The sequence below is a fragment of the Pseudomonas sp. NLJ1 genome, from assembly GCF_049486705.1.
In the GTDB taxonomy this organism is placed as follows: domain Bacteria; phylum Pseudomonadota; class Gammaproteobacteria; order Pseudomonadales; family Pseudomonadaceae; genus Aquipseudomonas; species Aquipseudomonas inefficax.
Genome location: NZ_CP137735.1, coordinates 1529624 through 1549096 on the forward strand (window position 1 = coordinate 1529624; position 19473 = coordinate 1549096).

Consider the following 19473-nt stretch of genomic DNA (forward strand, 5'->3'; position numbering starts at 1 on the left):
GGGCGGCTATCATACCCCGCTATTGCCCTTTATGCCGCATGGAGATCCGCATGCTTGCCTTTGCCCTGCCCTACACATTGCATGTCCTGGCCGCCATGGTGTGGGTCGGCGGCATGTTCTTCGCCTGGCTGGTACTGCGCCCGGCAACGGTTGCAGCCCTTGAAGGGCCTGCCCGGCTGCGCCTGTGGGTGGAAGTTTTCCGACGCTTCTTCGGCTGGGTCTGGCTGGCGGTGGCGATTTTGGCGATAAGTGGTATCGGCATGTTGCACATGCGCTTCAGCGGCTTCGAGACTGCGCCGAAGTACGTGCATGTGATGATCGGTGGGGGCATCGCCATGTTTGCCCTTTTCATGCGCATCCAGGCGTTGCTGTTGCCGGAGCTGAGGGCTGCTGTGCAAGCCGAGGACTGGTCGGCAGGTGCGGCGGTGCTGGGGCGGATTCGGCGGATGGTGGGGATCAACCTGCTGCTGGGCCTGGCCGTGGTCGCAGTGGCCAGTTCGCGGCTGATGCTCTGATATTGCCTGCACCGGCCCTATCGCCGGCAAGCCAGCTCCCACAGGTACTGCACATGGCTTGCAGCCGATGCGGTCGCAGTGGGAGCTGGCTTGCCGGCGATAGGGCCAGTACAGGTTTTCACAAGCGCTGCAGAATCAGCTCACCTGCAGCCCCCGCCAACCCAGGCTGGCCCGGCTCCCCCGCCCGGCCGTTGGCACCGGCGTCTGTGCGGTACACCAGGCAACCCTTGCTGGCCCCGCCTTTACCGGCCTTGCCGGCAGCCCCGGCCTTGCCCGGTGCGCCGCCGTCCAGGCGCACCACGATACGTTCCTGCGGGAAGCCCTGCGGCAGGCTCACGCGGACGCGCCCACCCGGTGCACCATCGTGCCCGTTGCCGCCGTCATCGCCATTGGCGCCGCGGCTGGCCTGGCCCCAAGTGCAGCCACCGGCCTGGCCGTTGGCACCATCGAGCCCCACGTATCCCGGCGCACCGGCACCGCCACGGGCATCGATAGCCAGGCGTTCAGCATCCACTTCCGCCAGTTTCAGGTCCAGGCTGCGGCCAGACCGGGCTCCCCGCTGGTAAGTGCCCGCCGCTCCCGGCGCACTGAATTCACTGCCCTCACCCAGCCGCGCGCTGCGCGCCTCGATCAGCAGCGGGCTATCGGACGGTGCAATGGCGATACGCGCATCGCGCCCCAGCTCCAGCTGGTCGACCTTCAATTCGGCGAGCGTGGCAGGCAGCAGCAGGGTTGCAGCATCGGCGACACGCAGCTGTGCAAGATGCACGCTGGCCGACTTGTCGGGCAGGCGCAGCATGGAATTGGCAGCGACTTCCAGGCTTTCGGCCTGGGCCAGTGGAGCAGCCAACATGGCCATTAACATCAGATTACGCATTTCGCGGCGCCTCCTGCACACGGGGGATGGACATGACATGGAAGATACCCGTCAACAGGATCTGCAGACGATCGAACCAGCGGTGGCTGCGCCCGCGCAGGCTGCCATTGAAGAACAGCACTTCGAGCAGGTGCAAGCCCAGCAAGGTGATGCCGGCGGCGTTGATCAGCAGGTTGAAGGGCAAAGGTTGTGGCATCAACTGATTGAACAGCACCACCCCCCAGAAAGCGACAGTCAGGACCTTGCCCAAGCCCAGGATGAACCTCATATCCCGCCCCCATGAATTGTTGTTATGTCGAGACGGCCCGTTCGAGCGGGCCGTGCGACCAACATTAACTGCAATGCCAGGACAGGCGCCAGCACCACTCAGTTGAGGTGCAGTTCCACCCGTCGGTTGCGGGCGCGGCCCTCCTCGCTTTCGTTGTCGGTGAGCGGTTCACTCTCGCCGCGCCCTTGGCTGGTGACCTTGCCCGCCTCCAGCCCCTGGCTGATCAGGTAAACGGCCACGCTGCTGGCGCGGCGTTCGGAAAGTGCCTGGTTGTAGCTGTCGGAGCCCACGTTGTCGGTATGCCCGATCACGCTTACTTTCGCCACCGTCGGTGAATCGAGCTTCGCCACCAGGCCTTGCAGGCGCTGCTGGGCCGCCGGGGTCAGCTCGGCAGAATCGAAGGCGAACATCACCGCGCCGTTGTCATCCAGGATGATCACCTCTGGCGAGGGTTCAGGTTCAGTGGCGGGCTGTGATGCGGGGTACACCTTCAACGGGCAACCCATGTGGTCGACCGCAGTGTTGGCGGGGGTATCGGGGCAACGATCGCGGCGATCGAAAATGCCATCGCCATCTTCGTCGCCATCCTGGGCGTAACAGATCAGGCCCCCGGCAATGGCGCCAAGGGCACCGCCGCCAGCCGCCCAGGTCGAACTTTCGATGGCGCCCAGGCCACCACCGACCAGGCCGCCGAGCAGGCTGCAGATGGGCCAGGTCCTCTGGTTGAGCGGCGCGCTGCCATCGCTGTGGGTGGCGCAGCCCGCGAGCAGGCTGGCAGCCACCAACAGCGGCAGCGCCGCCTTCGACGTCACACTCATGCTGAATGCTCCTGTGTCATTGGCCACGAACGGCTGAGCGCCGTGAAGACACGCCCGTGCCACTGCTCAAGGCACGGGCGCACGCCGTTCTACCGCTGGATCTTGATCTCGGTACGGCGGTTCATGGCACGCCCATCGGCCGTGGCGTTGTCTGCCACCGGTTGGGTTTCACCGGCACCGACCACCGACACGAAGCTGCTGCGCGGCACACCGCTCTCGACCAGGTAATCGGTCACCGAATGGGCACGGCGCTCGGACAGTTTCTGGTTGTAGCTGTCGGAGCCAACGCTGTCGGTATGGCCGCTGACGCTCAGGCGGGCGGACGGCGCCTCCTGTTTCAGGCGCGTGGCAATGGTGTTGAGGCGCTCCTTGTCGCTGGCGGTCAGGCGCGCAGAGTCGAACTCGAAGTGCACATCGCGGATGACGATGACTTCTTCCTTCTGCACCACCACTTCCTCAACCACCGCGGCCGGCTCCGGCGGGCAGCCGTTGGCATCGACCTGCACACCGCGCGGGGTGCCAGGGCACTTGTCACGGCTGTCCGGTACGCCGTCGCCATCCTCGTCGCCATCGCCATGGGCCCAGCAATAGCCCGCCGCCAGGCCACCGCCCAGCAACGCGCCCCAACCAGCCCAGCTGGAGCTCTCGATGGCGCCCAGGGCAGCGCCGCCTACACCCCCGACGGCAGCACACTTCGGCCAGTCGGTCTTTTGCAAACCTGCACAACCAGTCAACACACTGGTGAGCAGAACCAGGGGTATCGCTGTGCGTACTATGCTCATTTCATTGCTTCTCCTAGGGGGAATCGGCATAAGGCCGATCTCAGGGATTAAAGACCGAGCATTTGATCCCTGCCAGCAATAAGCCACGACACAATCACATGCCTCTTTGCCCGCACGCTGCGGCCCGCTAGTCTTGGACGACTTCAACGAGGATTGCCAATGACCGACGGTTTTTCCCAGCGCACCCCGCAGCAGGCCCTGGCGGCCCTGCTCGAGCGCTTCACTCCGCAACGCCTGCTGCTGGTGGGCACGCGTTTCCCGGCGCTGGACGCCTTCGCCCAGGCGCATCCACTTGCAACCATCGCCGCGGCCGCCCCAGGCCCGCTGCCGGCCGAACTGGCCGCCCAGCGCTTTGACCTGGCGGTACTGGTGGACTGCCTGGAGCACCTGCCCAAACGCACCGGCCTGGAATTGCTCGGCGGCATTCGCAACCTCAATGCCAGCCGGGTCGCGGTGCTGGCCGACCTGGCCGCCTGTGGCTGGCAAGACACCGATTTCTTTGCCCTGGCCCTGTCGGCCAGCGAGAAATTCCGCCGTGACCAGCAGGTATTGAGCCTGTTCACCTATGATCTACATGACTACAAGCAGGTACCGGACTGGCTGAATGCCAAGTTCTGGGCCAACCCTGAAAACTTCGGCAAGTACTGGTGGTGATGATGAGTGTCTCGGTCTGCCCTTGTGGCAGTGGCAACCTGCTCGACGCCTGCTGCGGGCATTACCATGCCGGCACCCCGGCACCGGATGCCCAGGCGCTGATGCGCTCACGCTACAGTGCCTACGTGCTGGGCCTGGTCGACTATCTGGTGGCCACCACCCTGCCGGCCCAGCAAGCTGGCCTGGACCGTGCTGCCATGGCCGCCTGGAGCGCCCAGAGCACCTGGCTGGGCCTGGAGGTGGAAAGCGCAGAGGTGCTGGGCGGCCAGCCGGAGCACGGCTTTGTCACCTTCACTGCCCGCTGGCACGACCAGGAAGGTGACCATCAGCACCGCGAGCGCTCGGCATTCGTCCAGCATGCCGGGCGCTGGTACTTCATCGACCCCACGGTCGGACTCAAGGCCGGGCGCAACGACCCCTGCCCCTGCGCCAGCGGCCAGAAGTTCAAGAAATGCTGCGCCAGTTACGTGGGTAGCTGACCATGATCGCCCGCGCCCGCCCGCTGCTGTTCGCCGCCCTGATCGCATGGCTGGCACTGCTGGCGGGCTGCGCCAGCTGGGGCGGTGACGACTGGCGCGAACCCGAGGTGCATCTGGTCGAGGTGGAGACGGTCAAGGCCAGCTTGCTGGGGCAAGAGTTCGTGCTGCATCTGCGAATCGACAACCCCAATGACAGCCGCCTGTTCATCCGCAACCTGTCGTACGCCATACGCCTCAACGACCTGTTGCTGGTGCAGGATGAAACCAGCGTATGGCGCAGTGTCGGCGGGCATGCCCGGCGGACTTTCAAGATCACCGCGCGGACCAACCTGTGGCAGCACCTGAAGCCTCTGGCCAAGCTGCTGAAAAGCGAACAACCGCTGCATTACAGCCTGCAAGGCGAACTGGCGACCGGGTTGCTCATCCATCGGGACCTGCACTTGTCGCGCAGTGGTGAGATAATCCCCGGCGATTACAAACCGGAGTAACCCTGCAATGTCCCAGCAACCCCACGTTCATGGCCCTGACTGCAACCACGATCATGATCACCACCACGACCATGGCCATGTACACGGTCCGCACTGCAACCACGGCCACCAGGAACCGGTACGCAACGCCCTGAAGGACGTTGGCCGTAACGACCCGTGCCCGTGCGGTAGCCAGAAAAAGTTCAAGAAGTGCCACGGCGCCTGAGCTGAACAGCACTTGCGCGTCCCTGCCGTGGGCCGCGCAGTGGGTAGCCGGGGCCTAGCTGGCCCTGGCAGGCCCTGAAACCTTGCGCTGCAGCAACCCGGCGGTGGCCATGAGCAGCACGATGCACAGGGCCATGCAAATGGCATTGGTACCCTCCCAACCGACCGTGCCCAGCAACAGCGCCGGGCTGAACGCGCCAACGGTCGCGAATACCGCGATGGCCAGATCGTTCTTCCCCTGCATCTGCATCGCTGCCGGGCTGTTTTGCAGCGTCTGCGCCAACAGCGCACCACCGCCCACGTAGGTCAGGTTCCAACCCAGGCCCAGGGCTATCAGTGACAAGGTCATCATCGCGTAGCTGTGCGACCACATGTTCATGGCCGTGCAACCGATCAGCAGGCCCAGGCCGAGACAGATGGTGGCCCTGATGCCGAGCTTGTGGATGATGGCGCCGGTGAAAAACGATGGCGCAAACATGGCAATCACATGCCATTGAATCGCCAGGCGAACGTCGGAAAAGTCCTCATGCATGTGTTTCATGTGCATGGACGCCTGGATCATCAGCAGATTCATGATCCCGTATCCCAGCGCGGCCACTGCCATGGCCACGGCAACCACCGGGCTCAGCGGTTCGGCGGCCGTGCCAGCCGGTTTCGCTTCGCGGTCGTTACCGGCGGTGTCGGTATCGCCGGGCAGGCAGGCCGCTGTCAGCAAGGACATCACCGCCAGGCCGACAAAAGCGGCGTAGCACAGCGAAAACAGCGGATAGCCACCAACGTCCCTAAGCCACTCGGTGAGTGCCGGCCCGACCACGGCAGCGATCACCCCACCGGCCACCACCAGGGAAAGCGCTTTGGGCTTCAGGTCCTGCGCCAGATTATCGGTGGCCGCAAAGCGATTGAAGTTGGCAAACGCAATGTAGATGCCCAATGCCGAATGGCTGATTACCAGCGTCGGGAAGTGCTGGTACTGCACAGCCAGGTAGCCACAGATGCCAGACACCGCCAACGGGATCGAGCCCAGCATGAAGGCGCGCTTGCGGCCAATACGGCTCATCAGCCTGGAGACCGGATAGGTGGCCAGCATCAGGCAGAGGAACTGGAAACCATAGGGCACGGTGGACCAGGTGGCGGCAGGCGCCAGCGCCGCCCCGACAATGGCCGCCATGGTCACGGACATGACCGCAGTCGTCAGGTTGATCGATTGCGCGGTGAAATACAGGTACGTGCGCCGCGGAAGTGTGCTCGACATGGCGTGTGCTCACGGTAGGTGGACAGGGTAATTGTCGGCACGGGAAAAGCGCCGACAGGTGCATGGTGGCATCTGTCGAACCCAGCGATGCAAACAGTCGACGCACTTTTCGGTTAACTGTTAGGCTGTTTTTTCTAACAGCTGCTGGACCCGCCATGCGCCCGCACAGCCTTCTTGACCAGTTGAAACAGCGCCTCGAAGCCGGCGAATGGCTGCCCGGCCAGCGCATGCCTTCCATCCGTAAGCTGACGGCGGCAATTGGCTGCAGCTACCACGATGTCGTCTCCAGTTATGCCCGGCTGGTCAGCGAAGGTGTGTTGACCGCCATTCCTGGCCGCGGCTACTTCGTCGCCAGCCACACACGGCAAACCGGCGCGGTGGATGCGCCCGCAGGCATGGCCGCAGACCCGTTGTTCAAGCTGCTGCAGGGGGGCAAGCACTACACCAAACTGGGCAGCGGCTGGCTGCCACCCGCCTGGCGTGACACCGAGCTGCTGGCCAAGGCGATTCGGCGCACGGCGCGGCTGGAGCAGAGTTCGCTGGCCGAATATGGCGACATCCAGGGTTACCTGCCCATGCGCAAACAGCTGTGCGTGCACCTGAAACGCCTGACCCGTGTCGATGCCCGGCCAAGCCAGTTGCTGACTACGCTGGGCGCCACACAAGCGCTGGACCTGGTGGCGCGATTGTTGATCAAGCCAGGGGATCACGTGTTCGTCGACGAACCCGGCAATGGCAACCTGATCAAGCTGATCCAGTTGGCCGGCGGCCACGTGGTCGGGGTGCGCCGAACCCAGGACGGGCCAAGCGTGGAAGACATGAAGGAGCACCTGGCCAGGCACAAGGTCAAGGCATTCTTCTGCAACAGCACCTTCCACAACCCGACCGGCGGCAACATCAGCCCGCACAATGCCTTCAGCGTCCTGCGGCTGGCGGTGGAACACGACTTCTTCGTGGTCGAGGACGATGTCTACGGCGACTTCAGCCCGGGAGTGCGCCAAACCTTTGCCGAACTGGACAACCTTGAGCGGGTCATCTACATCGGCAGCTTCTCGAAATGCCTGTCCGCCTCATTGCGCGTGGGCTACATCGCCTGCTCGGCAGAGCTGATAGAGCCGCTCACGCGCCTCAAGCTGCTGACCTGCGTGGCGGTGCCGGCGTTTTGCGAACGCTTCGTCAACACCATCTTGTCCGACGGCACCTATGCCCGGCACATGCAAGACCTGCAGCAGCGCCTGGTCCGGCAGCAGGCGCAGACCCAGCAGTTGTTGCGGGCACGTGGCTGGCAGTTCGACATAACGCCCCAAGGCGGCATGTTCCTGTGGGTCTACCACCCCGAACTGGCCGACCTGCAGCCGTTCATGCGTCGCCTGGAACAGCACCAGGTGCTATTGATGCCAGGCTCGGCCTTCGCAGTCAGCCGTGGCTATCAAAGCCTTGCTCGCATCAATTGCACGCACTTTTCCGACGCCGTGGCCGAACATTTCAAGGTTTGAGTCGGCACTGGCAAATAAACCGCCCAAGGACCTTGCACGGCGCCTGCGCGCTCACTACCTTAGCGCCTTTCAAACCCGCCACGCCTTGCAGGAGCCCTCGTCATGGCCGCCCCCGCCTTTCCTCCATTCCGTCCGCGGTTCGCAACCGCTGCCACGCTGCTCGGCATGCTCGGGCTGGCCGGCTGCCAGACGGGCGGCTACCAGGGCAGCGTGCCACCGACCAGTGGCGTGCAGCCACTCAAAGGCCTCGCGCAGAACGTTTCGGTTCGGCGCAACGCGATGGGCGCACCACTGATCGAAAGCAGCAGTTTCCATGACGCCCTGTTCAGCCTGGGCTATGTGCATGCCGGCGACCGCATCGAGCAGATGGTCGCCATGCGCCTGCTGGCCCAGGGCCGCCTGGCAGAACTGGCAGGCAGCGACGCGCTGGACATCGACCGCCTGATGCGCGCAGCCAACCTCAAGCAGAGCGCGGCCCAGCAGTACGCCGACGCATCGCCACGGCTCAAGCGCTTCTTCGAAGTGTATGCGCGCGGTGTCAACGCCTACCTGTTCCGCTACCGCGACAAACTGCCTACCAGCCTGGCTGGCAGTGGCTACCGCCCCGAATACTGGAAGCCCGAAGACTCGGCGCTGATCTTCAGCCTGTATGCCTTCAGCCAGTCGGTGAACCTGCAGGAAGAACTGAGCGCCCTGACCCTGGCGCAGAACGCCGGCAGCGACAAGCTGGCCTGGCTGCTGCCCGGTGCCCCGGACGAGCCGTTGGCCGAGGCCGAAGTGGACAAGCTCAAGGGCCTGAACCTGGCCAGCCAGTTGCCGGGGCTACCGGCCCTGGCAGCTGCCAGTCAGAAGCTGGCCGACCTTGACCTTCTGGGCAGCCCGGGCTCGGCCAACCTGGCCCTGGCGCCGCAGCGCAGCCGCAGCGGCAAAAGCCTGCTGGCCAGCGACAGCCGAGCCGCCTGGGCCCTGAGCCCGGTGCAGATCCATACCGGCAAGTATCAGGTCGCCGGCCTGTCGTTGCCTGGCCTGCCGATCGTGCTGGCCGGCTACAACGGCAAGCTGGCCTGGAGCAGCAGCGCGGTCATGGCCGACAACCAGGACCTGTACCTGGAGCAACTGCGCCACCAGGGCAGCCAACTGAGCTACCTGGCCGACGGCAAATGGCTGCCGGCCCGCGCCCGTAGCGAAACCTTCTTCGTCCGCGGCCAGCGCCCGCTGCGCGAGGTGATGTACGACACCCGCCACGGCACCCTGCTGGCCCAGCCAGGCAATGCCAGCCTGGGCCTGGCGCTGAACCTGCCACAGTTCAAGGGCGACCGCAGCCTGGATGCGCTGTTCGACCTGACCCGTGCCAAGAGCGTGGAGCGTGCCTTCGACAGTACCCGTGAAGTGACCTCCGCCGCCCTCAACTTCGTCTTCGCCGAACCCGAGCACATCGGCTGGCAAGTCAGTGGCCGCTACCCCAACCGCCGCGAAGGCCAGGGCCTGCTGCCCTCGCCGGGCTGGGACGGGCGCTACGACTGGGACGGCTATGCCGACCCGATGCTGCACCCTTACGACCAGGACCCACCCGCCGGCTGGATCGGCCACGCCAACCAGCGCAGCCTGCCGCGTGGCTATGGCATGCAGCTGTCCAGCACCTGGTACTACCCCGAACGCGCCGAGCGCCTGGCCCAGCTCGCTGGCAATGGCCGCCACGACAGCCGCAGCCTGATGGCCCTGCAGAACGACCAGACCACCCTGTTGGCCGAAAAGCTCAAGCAGATGTTCGACGCCCCAGGCATGGCCCAGCCACTCAAGCAGGCGATCGATGCCCTGCCCGCCGCACAGCGCGACAAGGCCCGCGACGCGCTGGCCCGGCTCAAGGCCTTCGATGGCCGCCTGAGCCCGGTGTCGAGCGATGCCGCACTGTACGAACTGTTCCTCCAGGAAGTGGCCCGGCAAACCTTCCTCGACGACCTGGGCCCTGAATCCGGCGCGGCCTGGCAGGCTTTCGTCAGCAATGCGCGGTTGTCGTTCTCGGCGCAGGCCGACCACCTGCTGGGCCGCGACGACAGCCCGTTCTGGGATGACCGCAGCACCCCGCAGAAGGAAGACAAGCCGGCCATCCTGGCCCGCAGCCTAGCGGGCGCGGTGGATGCCGGCACTGCGCAACTGGGTGCCGACCGCCGCGCCTGGCAGTGGGGCAAGCTGCACCAGTACCGCTGGCCTGCACCGGCCTACCATGGCTTGGGCGATACCCTTGAACGCTCACCGCAGGCTGCCGGTGGTGACTTCACCACCCTGGCCCTGACGCCATACGCCTGGGGCAGCGACTTCAACACCCGCCTGCCGGCCTCGGCGCGGATGATCGTCGACTTCGGCCAGGCCGAGCCGTTGCAGGTGCTGACCAGCAGCGGGCAGTCCGGCAACCCGGCCAGCACGCATTACAGCGACGGGCTGGATGCCTGGTTCAAAGGGCGTTTCATGAGCCTGCCGCTGCAGCAGCAGAACTTCGGGCGGGCGTATGGCAACCAGCGTTTGACCCTGGTGCCCGGCAAGTAAACCTCTCAATCAAGCCGCCACCTGTGGCGGCTTGGGCTATGCACTACACAGCTACGACTGAAAGCTCGATCCGTTGTCCCAACACGTGCAGCGCATGCTCGACCTGCTCGATCTTGGAACGGTGCAGCAGATCGACCAGACGATCGACCTGGGGACGATTCACTCCAAGTCGGCGCGCCATCTCGGTCTTGCTGATTTTTTGTGCAACCATCGTATTCCACAACGCTGCCTTCGCGGCGGTCAGGGCTGGCAGACGTACGACGGGTTGACCTTCAGTTGGTGTTGCAGGCAGCGGAATAGCTTTTTTTTGATCCACATAGAACGAGAGCGCGGACTCCAAGGCATCCACGGCATCGAACAGAGCTTCCTCCGAAGTGTCACCCGCGCAGGCCATCTCAGGCACATCGGGACAACTCACCCAGACACTGGCGTCTTCCCGATGAACGACTACCGGATATTCGAATACCATCACGTGCTCCCCTAAACCGTTCATGATTTCAACCCTAGGTCCTTCAGGATCTTCCGTCTCAGGCCTTCGCTTATTTCCTTCGCCCCGTGATCTGGGAAAATCGTCTGGCGATTACCTAAATAGACCTTGAAATGACTACCCTTGGCAGCGACAAACGTAGCGCCTTGGCCGCGCAGCCATCGGCGAAATTCACTGTATTTCATATCAGCCTTTGTCGAACCAATGTGCATCACGCGCCGACAGACCGCAACATTTTTGTTGCAGCCCTTCGACCTGAGGACACAGTTAACCGCAAAAGGCGGTTCGGCATTTCTGAATGGCAAGTAGTCCACTTCGCTTGTTAAAACGTTCGAACTCTCGTGACAGTTCCGCGCTCCTAACAAGAACCTCGGCCACCAGCGCCCACGCCATGGACCTCGTCATCGCCCGCCCCGAAGGGCTCTATTGCCCCCCCGGTGATTTCTATATCGACCCGTGGCGGCCCGTAGACCGGGCCGTAATTACCCATGGCCATGGCGACCATGCTCGTATCGGCAACCGCCATTACCTCACCGCCGCCCCAGGCGCCGGCATCCTGCGCAGCCGTCTGGGCCAGGACATCGACCTGCAAACCCTGCCGTATGGCGAACGCCTGCTGCATCATGGCGTGACCCTGAGCCTGCACCCGGCCGGGCATGTTCTGGGCTCGGCGCAGGTACGCCTGGAGTACCAAGGCGAGGTGTGGGTCGCCTCCGGGGACTACAAAGTGGAGCCCGACGGCACCTGCACGCCGTTCGAACCGGTGCGCTGCCACACGTTCATCACCGAATCGACGTTCGGTCTGCCGATCTACCGATGGCCCAGCCAAAGCGAAATATTTGCCGGCATCAACGCCTGGTGGCGCGCCAATAGCGAACAGGGCAAAGCCAGCGTGCTGTTCTGCTATGCCTTCGGCAAGGCCCAGCGAATCCTCCACGGGTTGGACGCCAACCTTGGTCCTGTCCTCGTGCATGGCGCTGTAGAACCGCTCAACCGAGTGTACCGGGACGCTGGCGTCTACCTTCCGCAAACCCGTTATGTCGGCGATATCCCACGCAACGACCCGCTGCTGCGCCAGGCACTGGTCCTGGCACCGCCTTCGGCTGGTGGCAGCAGCTGGATGCGCCGTTTCGGCGACTACAGCGATGCCTTTGCCAGTGGCTGGATGCTATTGCGCGGCACCCGCCGCCGGCGTGGGGTAGACCGCGGTTTCGTGCTCTCGGACCATGCCGATTGGCCGGGGTTGCTCTGGGCCATCGGCCAGACAGGCGCAGAACGCGTGATGGTCACCCATGGCTCGGTCAATGTGCTGGTGCGCTACCTCATCGAACAAGGCCTCGACGCACGCGCCTTCGTGACCGAGTACGGCGAGGAAGATGACGTTGTAGCCACGGAGGCAGACGCATGAAAGCATTCGCCGAACTGTACCTGAGGCTGGATGCGACCACCTCCAGCACTGCAAAGCTCGAGGCGCTACGCGACTACTTCAGCACCGCCCCGGCTGTGGATGCCGCCTGGGCGGTGTATTTCCTGGCGGGTGGCCGCCCTCGCCAACTGGTGCCTACACGCGTGCTGCGGGAGCTGGCCGGCAGCTTGGCCGGGCTGCCTGACTGGCTGTTCGAGGAATGCTACCAGGCCGTTGGCGACCTTGCCGAAACCATTTCACTGCTGGTACCGGAAAGCCGCAACCCTGGCGACGACGGCCTCGCCCGCTGGGTCGAAGCCCATCTGCTGCCATTGCGGAGCCTGCCGGTCGAGGAAATCCAGCAACGCCTGCCGCCACTTTGGGCCCAGCTGGACCGCCCCAGCCTGATGCTCTGCCTGAAACTCATCACTGGCAGCTTTCGCGTGGGTGTATCGAAGCTGTTGGTCACTCGCGCCCTCGCACAAATGGCCGGGCTGGATGCCAAACGCGTGGCCCAGCGCCTGGTTGGCTACACCGACATCAGTCACCGCCCGACGGCAGCCAGCTTTCAACGGCTGATAGCCCCGGAATCAGACGATGAACATAGCCAGCGTGGTGGCCAGCCCTATCCGTTCTTTCTGGCCCACCCCCTGCAGGTGCCAACCGAACAGCTCGATGCACTGCTCGGGCCGCCGAGCGAATGGCAAATCGAGTGGAAATGGGACGGCATTCGCGCCCAGGTGGTCAAGCGCGAAGGCCAGCTGTGGGTCTGGTCGCGCGGTGAGGAACTGGTCACCGAGCGCTTCCCCGAACTGCACAGCCTGGCGCAGACCCTACCCGACGGTATCGTGCTCGATGGCGAGATCCTGGTTTGGAAACCTGGTGGCTCAGCGGCTGAACTGGCTGTACAGCCGTTTGCCATGTTGCAGCAGCGCCTGGGTCGCAAGACCTTGGGCAAAAAGCTGCTGAGCGACGCGCCAGTGGTGCTGCAGGCCTACGACCTGCTGGAATGGCGAGGCGAGGACTGGCGCAGCCGGCCGCAGCATGCACGCCGCCAGCAGCTGGAACACGTGCTTGAGGAGCACCCATTGGCCCCGGTGTTGCTCTCGCCTCTACTGGTAGGCCAGAACTGGGCCGACCTTGCCCGCCAGCGCGAACAGTCCCGCAGCCTGGGGGTGGAAGGGCTGATGCTGAAACAGCGCGAGGCCTTGTATGGCGTGGGGCGTACCAAGGACATGGGCACCTGGTGGAAGTGGAAGATCGACCCGTTCAGCGTAGATGCCGTGCTGATCTATGCCCAGCGCGGCCACGGCCGGCGGGCCAGCTTGTACAGCGACTACACCTTCGCCGTGTGGGACGCGCCACCCGGTACGCCGGGGCGGGCACTGGTCCCCTTCGCCAAGGCCTATTCAGGCCTTAGTGACGAAGAGATGCGCAAGGTCGACGCCATCATCCGCAAGACCACTGTTGAAACATTCGGGCCGGTACGCAGCGTGACACCCACGCTGGTGTTCGAGCTTGGCTTCGAGGGCATCGCCCTGTCCAGGAGGCACAAGAGCGGCATTGCCGTGCGCTTTCCGCGGATGCTGCGCTGGCGGCTGGACAAGCCGGTGGAAGAAGCGGATGACCTGGCTACATTGCAGGCACTGCTGGTCTGAAACAATTTCTGGACCGCGCTGGCTTCTTCGCGGGTAAACCCGCTCCCACAGGTCATGCACGAAAGCTGGATTTTTTACGACCCCTGTGGGAGCGGGTTTACCCGCGAAGTAGCCAGCGCGGTGGTCAGGAGGGCACCGATGCAGGCGCAAGGCCAAAATTTGTGCTTCTATCTGTGTTCCGCCTCGTGTCGCAGACCGTTTTCGCCACGCACCCAGGACCACCATGCACCACTCGACTCATGACCTGCTCTCTCCCGTTCCGGGCATCACCCGCCAGTTGCACAGCTTCCACTTCGGACCTCGCGGTGGCGGCAAAGTCTATATCCAGGCCTCGCTGCATGCCGACGAGCTGCCCGGCATGCTGGTGGCCTGGCACCTCAAGCGCCGCCTGGGTGAACTGGAACAGCAAGGCCGCCTGCAGCGCGAGATAATTCTGGTACCGGTGGCCAACCCGGTCGGCCTGGAACAGGTGCTGCTGGACGCGCCGCTGGGGCGTTTCGAACTGCAAAGCGGCGAGAACTTCAACCGTAACTTCGTCGACCTCTCCGACAGCATCGGCGACCAGATCGAAGAACACCTGACCGAAGACCCGGCACACAATCTCGCGCTGATCCGCGAATACCTGCGCCGGGGGCTGGACGCACACCCAGCGCGCACACCGCTGCAGGCCCAACGCCTGATCCTGCAACGCCTGGCCTGCGATGCCGACATGGTGCTGGACCTGCACTGCGACTTCGAAGCGGTCGAGCACCTGTACACCACGCCAGACGCCTGGCCGCAGATCGAACCGCTGGCGCGCTACCTGGGCGCACAGGCCAGCCTGCTGGCCACCGATTCGGGCGGGCAGTCGTTCGATGAATGCTTCAGCCTGGTCTGGTGGCAGTTGCAGCAACGCTTCGGCAAACGTTTCCCGATTCCGCTGGGCTGCTGTTCGGTCACCGTCGAGCTGCGCGGCCAGGCAGATGTCAGCCACGACCTGGCCAGCAAGGACTGCCAGGCAATCCTTGACTTCCTGACCCATGCGGGGGTCATCGAAGGAGCCGCAGCCGCCCTGCCCGCCTTGCGCTGCCCGGCCACGCCGCTGGCCGCCGTCGAACCGGTGATAACGCCACTGGGCGGGCTGCTGGTGTACCACGCCCGGCCAGGCCAGCACCTGGAGGCGGGCCAGTTGATCGCTGAAGTCATCGACCCGCTCAGCGACCGGGTGACTGCCATCCACAACAGCCAGCCCGGCCTGCTGTATGCACGTAACGTACGGCGCATGGCTACCGCTGGCATGGTCATCGCCCACATCGCAGGCGAGCAGGTGTGCCGCAGCGGCTATCTGCTGGCCAACTGATCCGGTAAAACCATTGCACCTGGGTGGTGGTCTCTAGACACACAACCTCCAAAGGACCTCATGCCTCATGCCCGCTGCCCCCGACCTCGCCAAGGCCTGGTTCGCCAAGCGTGGCTGGAAGCCGTTCGCGTTCCAGCGCCGTGTCTGGGCCGCCGTGGCACGTGGCGAGTCCGGCCTGTTGCATGCCAGTACCGGCGCCGGCAAGACCTATGCGGTATGGCTCGCCGCACTGCGCGCGTTCAAGGCACAATGCCAGGAGCGCCAGGAGCGCCAGGGGCGCCAGGCTGCGCCGTTGCAGGTGCTGTGGGTCACGCCTATGCGGGCCTTGGCCACCGACACTGCCCGCGCCCTGCAGGCGCCACTGGACGAGCTTGGCCTGCCGTGGAACGTGGGCGTACGCAGCGGCGATACCGGCAGTGCCGAACGCGCCCGGCAGGCACGGCGCCTGCCCAGCGTACTGGTGACGACGCCGGAAAGCCTGACGCTGTTGCTGACCCGGGCACAGGCCAGCGAAGACTTCGCCACGCTGCGCCTGGTGGTGGTGGACGAATGGCACGAACTGTTGGGCAACAAGCGCGGGGTGCAACTGCAACTGGCCCTGGCGCGCCTGCGCCGCTGGCACCCGGGCCTGCCCACCTGGGGCCTGTCCGCCACCCTCGGCAACCTCGAGCATGCGCGGGATGTACTGCTGCCACAGGGCGGCTTGCTGGTGCAGGGCCGGCAAGACAAGCCGCTGCTGGTCGATACGCTGCTGCCAGCGGCCATCGAGCGCTTCCCCTGGGCCGGGCACATGGGCTTGAAGATGCTCGACCAGGTCAGCCGGGAGATCGATGCCAGCACCAGTTGCCTGGTATTCACCAACACTCGGGCGCAGGCCGAACTCTGGTACCAGGCCCTGCTCGAAGCACGCCCCGACTGGGCCGGGCTGATTGCCTTGCACCATGCCTCATTGGCCCGGGAGGCCCGCGACTGGGTCGAGCGCGCCCTCAAGCAGGGCAGCCTGAAAGCGGTGATCTGTACCTCCAGCCTGGACCTGGGCGTGGACTTTCTGCCCGTGGAGCGCGTGCTGCAGATCGGTTCTGCCAAAGGCATCGCCCGCCTCATGCAGCGCGCCGGGCGCTCGGGCCACGCGCCCGGGCGACGTTCCCGGATTACCCTGGTGCCCACCCACAGCCTGGAACTGGTGGAAGCCGCCGCTGCCAGGCAGGCCCTGGCGGCCGGGCACATCGAGGCCCGGCAGTCGCCGCGCCTGTGCATGGACGTGCTGGTGCAGCACCTGGTCAGCATGGCGTTAGGCAGCGGCTTTCGCGCCGAATCGTTGCTCGAAGAGGTGCGCAGCACCTGGGCCTTCCGTGAGTTGCGCGACAGCCAGTGGCAATGGGCGCTGGATTTCGTCTGCCATGGTGGCAGCTCGCTCAGCGCCTACCCGGACTACCAGCGGGTCGAGCGCCATGCCGACGGCGTTTACCGGGTTGCCAGCGAACGCCTGGCGCGCCGCCACCGCATGAGCATCGGCACCATCGTCAGCGACGCCAGCCTGCAACTCAAGTACTGGAGCAAGGGCGGTGGCGGCAAAGCGCTGGGCAGCGTCGAGGAGGCGTTCATCGCCCGCTTGCGCCCGGGCGATACCTTGGTCTTCGCCGGCCGAGTGCTGGAGCTGGTGCGCGTGGAAAACATGACCGCCTATGTGCGCCGCAGCACCGCACGCAAGGCAGCGGTGGCACGCTGGAACGGTGGCCGCATGCCGCTCTCCAGCGAACTGGCCGACGCCCTGATCGAGCAGCTTGGCGCAGCAGCTCAAGGGCGTTTCGACGGCCCGGAGATGCGCGCAGTACAACCTCTGCTGGCCTTGCAGGCGCAATGGTCGGCGCTGCCTGGCCCTGGCACGCTGCTGGCCGAAACGCTCAAATCGCGCCAGGGCTGGCACCTGTTCCTCTATCCGTTCGCCGGGCGCATGGCCAACCTTGGTCTGGCCAACCTGATTGCCTGGCGGGTGAGCCGGGTACAGCCGCTGTCGGTCTCGATTGCCGTAAACGACTATGGGTTCGAACTGCTCAGCCCCGGCAACGTCGACTGGGCGACGCACCTGCCACAGGCGCTCGCCACCGAACATCTGCTGGACGATGTGCTGGCCAGCCTTAACGCGGGGGAAATGGCGTTGCGGCGCTTTCGCGAGATCGCCCAGATTGCCGGCCTGGTGTTTGGCGGATATCCGGCGGCGCAAAAAAGCCTGCGGCAGATCCAGGCCTCCAGCGGGTTGTTCTACGAGGTATTCCGCAAGCATGACGCCGACAACCTGCTGCTGGGCCAGGCGCGGGACGAGGTGTTGAACGAGGAGCTGGAAATCGAGCGACTGCATCGGCAACTGCTGAAAATGGCGCAATTACGCCTGGATCTGCGACAGCTGAAGCGGACCGGGCCGTTGGCGTTCGCCCTGCTGGTGGAAGGCATGCGAGAAACCTTGAGCACCGAGAAACTGGCGGACCGGATTGCGCGAATGGTCGCGGAACTGGAAAGCGCGGCGGAGGGTTGCGCATGACCGCGTCTTTATCCATCGAGCACTGTGGCCAGGTGCTCTGGCTGCTTGCGGACAAGGCCCTCTATTGGCCCTCACGTCGGGCCCTGCTGGTCGCCGATGTGCACATCGGCAAGGCGGCAAGCTACCGTGCCCTGCACCAACCAGTACCACGCGGCACCACCGAAGCGACGCTCGCCCGGCTGGATGCCTTGTTGGCGGCGCATGATTGCGAGCAATTGATCGTTCTGGGCGACTTTCTGCATGCGCGCACAGCACGGGCGCCGGCAACGCTGGCCAGGCTGCAAGCGTGGCGGGAACGACACGAAAATCTGAGGATCGTGCTGATACGCGGCAATCACGATCGCAACGCCGGCGATCCGCCGGCATCGCTCGGCATTGAGGTAATGGACGAACCTTGGCTGCTGGAACCCTTCGCCCTACAGCACGAACCCGCCCCCCATCCAACTCATCCGGTGCTGGCGGGCCATGTACACCCGGTGTTCGTGCTGCGCGGCAAGGCGCGGCAACGCCTGCGACTGCCCTGCTTCCTGATCGATGTCCAGGTCAGCCTGCTGCCGGCGTTTGGTGAGTTTACCGGGGGTTGGGAAATCGCCCCCAACGGCAGCCGGGTGTACCTGGCCGGAGCAGACCGCGTCTGGCCTGTGTAGCGACGCTCAGGCGACAGGCGCAGGAGGCGGCTCGTCAGGCAGGGTTGGCTCGCCTGGTTCCATGGGGGGCGTTTCGCCCGGTTCCGGCGGTTGCGGGGTGTCCGGGTCAGGCTGGTGGGGCACGCCCCCCGCCTGCATCGGCAGCGGGTGCGCCAGCAGTGACCATGGTAGCAACCCGACGTGGTTAGGCTGCAGAACTGCCAGCTTGGCACTGATTGTGGGGTGGAGTTTCATTGGCTGCTCCTGGCAAGGCCGCCACGCATCATGCGTACCGGCGTTATCCAGTTGGAGTGCCAAAGGCGCGGGGAATTCCCCGCGCTTGTCGGCTCAGGTACGCGGCAGGGTGACGCCGCGCTGGCCCTGATACTTGCCGCCACGGTCCTTGTACGACACTTCGCATTCTTCGTCGGACTGCAGGAACAGCATTTGGGCCACGCCTTCGTTGGCGTAGATCTTTGCTGGCAGCGTGGTGGTGTTGGAGAACTCCAGCGTCACGTGGCCTTCCCACTCGGGCTCGAGCGGGGTGACGTTGACGATGATACCGCAACGGGCATAGGTGCTCTTGCCCAGGCAGATGGTCAGCACGTCACGCGGAATGCGGAAGTACTCGACGGTGCGCGCCAAGGCGAAGGAGTTCGGCGGGATGATGCACACGTCGCTCTTGATGTCGACAAAACTGCCGGCATCGAAGTTCTTCGGGTCGACGGTGGCCGAGTTGATGTTGGTGAACACCTTGAATTCGTCGGCGCAGCGCACGTCGTAGCCGTAGCTGGAAACGCCGAAGGAGATCACCCGGCTGTCCTGTTCGCCGCGCACCTGGCGCTCGACGAACGGTTCGATCATGCCGTGTTCCTGCGCCATGCGGCGAATCCACTTGTCCGATTTGATGCTCATGGCGGGTTGTCCTGAAGAGTTGCGAGGTGAAAATTCGAGACGCGCATCTTACCGGTCCCGGCGCCCAGGTTAAAGTTCCATGCCTCATCCCGCGCCGGGCGGGGGCTGCAGCCGCCGTCGATCCGAA

Annotated in this window: 21 protein-coding genes; 12 read left to right on the forward strand and 9 right to left on the reverse strand. The window is 64.7% G+C overall.

The window, feature by feature from the left end; translation table 11 throughout:
• Positions 1-50 precede the first annotated feature (50 nt).
• Positions 51-515: a CopD family protein gene (locus tag R9B85_RS06780; protein ID WP_423770920.1), complete on the forward strand. Its 465-nt coding sequence runs from the start codon at positions 51-53 to the stop codon at positions 513-515.
• Positions 516-633: 118 nt separating this feature from the next.
• Here R9B85_RS06780 and R9B85_RS06785 read toward each other — a convergent pair whose 3' ends face one another.
• The 4 genes from R9B85_RS06785 to R9B85_RS06800 all read right to left on the reverse strand — a co-directional run bounded on the left by R9B85_RS06785 (position 634) and on the right by R9B85_RS06800 (position 3260).
• Positions 634-1392 (reverse strand): collagen-like protein, encoded by a 759-nt coding sequence (locus R9B85_RS06785; RefSeq protein ID WP_423770921.1) that lies wholly within the window; start codon positions 1390-1392, stop codon positions 634-636.
• The gene (locus tag R9B85_RS06790; protein ID WP_023663398.1) at positions 1385-1660 is read right to left on the reverse strand and encodes a DUF1145 domain-containing protein; all 276 of its coding nucleotides are present in this window, start codon (positions 1658-1660) and stop codon (positions 1385-1387) included. The genes R9B85_RS06785 and R9B85_RS06790 overlap by 8 nt, the downstream gene beginning before the upstream one ends.
• Before the next feature lie 98 nt (positions 1661-1758).
• A complete protein-coding gene (locus tag R9B85_RS06795) occupies positions 1759-2478 on the reverse strand; it encodes an OmpA family protein (RefSeq protein WP_112250639.1) in 720 nt (239 codons plus the stop codon).
• Positions 2479-2567: 89 nt separating this feature from the next.
• Positions 2568-3260, reverse strand: coding sequence for an OmpA family protein (locus R9B85_RS06800; protein ID WP_087500242.1), 693 nt, complete (start codon positions 3258-3260; stop codon positions 2568-2570).
• 159 nt (positions 3261-3419) lie between these two features.
• Here R9B85_RS06800 and R9B85_RS06805 point away from each other — a divergent pair, with 159 nt between their 5' ends.
• From R9B85_RS06805 to R9B85_RS06820, 4 genes are read left to right on the forward strand one after another with little or no spacing between them, the layout of a single operon-like run.
• The gene (locus R9B85_RS06805) at positions 3420-3914 is read left to right on the forward strand and encodes a DUF6231 family protein (RefSeq protein WP_112250637.1); all 495 of its coding nucleotides are present in this window, start codon (positions 3420-3422) and stop codon (positions 3912-3914) included.
• Between the two features lie 2 nt (positions 3915-3916).
• Positions 3917-4393 carry a YchJ family protein gene (locus tag R9B85_RS06810; protein ID WP_015271542.1) on the forward strand — a complete coding sequence of 159 codons (477 nt, stop codon included), beginning with the start codon at positions 3917-3919 and terminating at the stop codon, positions 4391-4393.
• A gap of 2 nt (positions 4394-4395) precedes the next feature.
• On the forward strand, positions 4396-4881 hold the full coding sequence (locus R9B85_RS06815) for an LEA type 2 family protein (protein WP_112250635.1): 486 nt from the start codon (positions 4396-4398) through the stop codon (positions 4879-4881).
• 7 nt (positions 4882-4888) lie between these two features.
• Positions 4889-5086, forward strand: coding sequence for an SEC-C metal-binding domain-containing protein (locus tag R9B85_RS06820; RefSeq protein ID WP_003258907.1), 198 nt, complete (start codon positions 4889-4891; stop codon positions 5084-5086).
• A gap of 54 nt (positions 5087-5140) precedes the next feature.
• On the opposite strand, the gene R9B85_RS06825 is transcribed toward R9B85_RS06820, so the two are convergent.
• Positions 5141-6337 (reverse strand): MFS transporter, encoded by a 1197-nt coding sequence (locus tag R9B85_RS06825; RefSeq protein ID WP_207877379.1) that lies wholly within the window; start codon positions 6335-6337, stop codon positions 5141-5143.
• 155 nt (positions 6338-6492) lie between these two features.
• Here R9B85_RS06825 and R9B85_RS06830 point away from each other — a divergent pair, with 155 nt between their 5' ends.
• On the forward strand, positions 6493-7833 hold the full coding sequence (locus R9B85_RS06830) for a PLP-dependent aminotransferase family protein (protein ID WP_112250631.1): 1341 nt from the start codon (positions 6493-6495) through the stop codon (positions 7831-7833).
• A 102-nt stretch (positions 7834-7935) separates the two neighbouring features.
• Entirely contained in the window at positions 7936-10377 is a 2442-nt protein-coding gene (locus tag R9B85_RS06835; protein ID WP_252378901.1) for a penicillin acylase family protein, read from the forward strand.
• A 43-nt stretch (positions 10378-10420) separates the two neighbouring features.
• On the opposite strand, the gene R9B85_RS06840 is transcribed toward R9B85_RS06835, so the two are convergent.
• Positions 10421-10846, reverse strand: coding sequence for a type II toxin-antitoxin system HicB family antitoxin (locus R9B85_RS06840; RefSeq protein ID WP_423770922.1), 426 nt, complete (start codon positions 10844-10846; stop codon positions 10421-10423).
• Between the two features lie 20 nt (positions 10847-10866).
• Entirely contained in the window at positions 10867-11049 is a 183-nt protein-coding gene (locus R9B85_RS06845) for a type II toxin-antitoxin system HicA family toxin (RefSeq protein ID WP_025340378.1), read from the reverse strand.
• A 206-nt stretch (positions 11050-11255) separates the two neighbouring features.
• On the opposite strand from R9B85_RS06845, the gene R9B85_RS06850 reads away from it, so the two are divergent.
• The 5 genes from R9B85_RS06850 (at position 11256) to pdeM (ending at position 18452) form a co-directional block, all read left to right on the forward strand.
• On the forward strand, positions 11256-12272 hold the full coding sequence (locus tag R9B85_RS06850; protein ID WP_215520771.1) for a ligase-associated DNA damage response exonuclease: 1017 nt from the start codon (positions 11256-11258) through the stop codon (positions 12270-12272).
• Positions 12269-13927, forward strand: a complete 1659-nt coding sequence (locus tag R9B85_RS06855) for an ATP-dependent DNA ligase (protein WP_215520772.1) — start codon at positions 12269-12271, stop codon at positions 13925-13927. The genes R9B85_RS06850 and R9B85_RS06855 overlap by 4 nt, the downstream gene beginning before the upstream one ends.
• A gap of 223 nt (positions 13928-14150) precedes the next feature.
• Entirely contained in the window at positions 14151-15266 is a 1116-nt protein-coding gene (locus R9B85_RS06860; RefSeq protein WP_112250623.1) for a succinylglutamate desuccinylase/aspartoacylase family protein, read from the forward strand.
• Positions 15267-15333: 67 nt separating this feature from the next.
• Positions 15334-17805 (forward strand): ligase-associated DNA damage response DEXH box helicase, encoded by a 2472-nt coding sequence (locus tag R9B85_RS06865; protein ID WP_423770923.1) that lies wholly within the window; start codon positions 15334-15336, stop codon positions 17803-17805.
• The gene (gene pdeM, locus R9B85_RS06870) at positions 17802-18452 is read left to right on the forward strand and encodes a ligase-associated DNA damage response endonuclease PdeM (RefSeq protein ID WP_112250619.1); all 651 of its coding nucleotides are present in this window, start codon (positions 17802-17804) and stop codon (positions 18450-18452) included. The genes R9B85_RS06865 and pdeM overlap by 4 nt, the downstream gene beginning before the upstream one ends.
• A gap of 6 nt (positions 18453-18458) precedes the next feature.
• On the opposite strand, the gene R9B85_RS06875 is transcribed toward pdeM, so the two are convergent.
• Together R9B85_RS06875 and dcd are read right to left on the reverse strand one after the other, a co-directional pair.
• Positions 18459-18686 (reverse strand): hypothetical protein, encoded by a 228-nt coding sequence (locus R9B85_RS06875; RefSeq protein ID WP_085625918.1) that lies wholly within the window; start codon positions 18684-18686, stop codon positions 18459-18461.
• 93 nt (positions 18687-18779) lie between these two features.
• On the reverse strand, positions 18780-19346 hold the full coding sequence (dcd, locus tag R9B85_RS06880; protein ID WP_003258001.1) for a dCTP deaminase: 567 nt from the start codon (positions 19344-19346) through the stop codon (positions 18780-18782).
• Positions 19347-19473 lie beyond the last annotated feature (127 nt).

Excerpts from the sequence above, each read along its gene's own strand:
- R9B85_RS06780 (WP_423770920.1), top strand. The coding sequence starts at position 51 with ATGCTTGCCTTTGCCCTGCCCTACACATTGCATGTCCTGGCCGCCATG.
- R9B85_RS06785 (WP_423770921.1), bottom strand. The coding sequence starts at position 1,392 with ATGCGTAATCTGATGTTAATGGCCATGTTGGCTGCTCCACTGGCCCAG.
- R9B85_RS06790 (WP_023663398.1), bottom strand. The coding sequence starts at position 1,660 with ATGAGGTTCATCCTGGGCTTGGGCAAGGTCCTGACTGTCGCTTTCTGG.
- R9B85_RS06795 (WP_112250639.1), bottom strand. The coding sequence starts at position 2,478 with ATGAGTGTGACGTCGAAGGCGGCGCTGCCGCTGTTGGTGGCTGCCAGC.
- R9B85_RS06800 (WP_087500242.1), bottom strand. The coding sequence starts at position 3,260 with ATGAGCATAGTACGCACAGCGATACCCCTGGTTCTGCTCACCAGTGTG.
- R9B85_RS06805 (WP_112250637.1), top strand. The coding sequence starts at position 3,420 with ATGACCGACGGTTTTTCCCAGCGCACCCCGCAGCAGGCCCTGGCGGCC.
- R9B85_RS06810 (WP_015271542.1), top strand. The coding sequence starts at position 3,917 with ATGAGTGTCTCGGTCTGCCCTTGTGGCAGTGGCAACCTGCTCGACGCC.
- R9B85_RS06815 (WP_112250635.1), top strand. The coding sequence starts at position 4,396 with ATGATCGCCCGCGCCCGCCCGCTGCTGTTCGCCGCCCTGATCGCATGG.
- R9B85_RS06820 (WP_003258907.1), top strand. The coding sequence starts at position 4,889 with ATGTCCCAGCAACCCCACGTTCATGGCCCTGACTGCAACCACGATCAT.
- R9B85_RS06825 (WP_207877379.1), bottom strand. The coding sequence starts at position 6,337 with ATGTCGAGCACACTTCCGCGGCGCACGTACCTGTATTTCACCGCGCAA.
- R9B85_RS06830 (WP_112250631.1), top strand. The coding sequence starts at position 6,493 with ATGCGCCCGCACAGCCTTCTTGACCAGTTGAAACAGCGCCTCGAAGCC.
- R9B85_RS06835 (WP_252378901.1), top strand. The coding sequence starts at position 7,936 with ATGGCCGCCCCCGCCTTTCCTCCATTCCGTCCGCGGTTCGCAACCGCT.
- R9B85_RS06840 (WP_423770922.1), bottom strand. The coding sequence starts at position 10,846 with ATGGTATTCGAATATCCGGTAGTCGTTCATCGGGAAGACGCCAGTGTC.
- R9B85_RS06845 (WP_025340378.1), bottom strand. The coding sequence starts at position 11,049 with ATGAAATACAGTGAATTTCGCCGATGGCTGCGCGGCCAAGGCGCTACG.
- R9B85_RS06850 (WP_215520771.1), top strand. The coding sequence starts at position 11,256 with ATGGACCTCGTCATCGCCCGCCCCGAAGGGCTCTATTGCCCCCCCGGT.
- R9B85_RS06855 (WP_215520772.1), top strand. The coding sequence starts at position 12,269 with ATGAAAGCATTCGCCGAACTGTACCTGAGGCTGGATGCGACCACCTCC.
- R9B85_RS06860 (WP_112250623.1), top strand. The coding sequence starts at position 14,151 with ATGCACCACTCGACTCATGACCTGCTCTCTCCCGTTCCGGGCATCACC.
- R9B85_RS06865 (WP_423770923.1), top strand. The coding sequence starts at position 15,334 with ATGCCCGCTGCCCCCGACCTCGCCAAGGCCTGGTTCGCCAAGCGTGGC.
- pdeM (WP_112250619.1), top strand. The coding sequence starts at position 17,802 with ATGACCGCGTCTTTATCCATCGAGCACTGTGGCCAGGTGCTCTGGCTG.
- R9B85_RS06875 (WP_085625918.1), bottom strand. The coding sequence starts at position 18,686 with ATGAAACTCCACCCCACAATCAGTGCCAAGCTGGCAGTTCTGCAGCCT.
- dcd (WP_003258001.1), bottom strand. The coding sequence starts at position 19,346 with ATGAGCATCAAATCGGACAAGTGGATTCGCCGCATGGCGCAGGAACAC.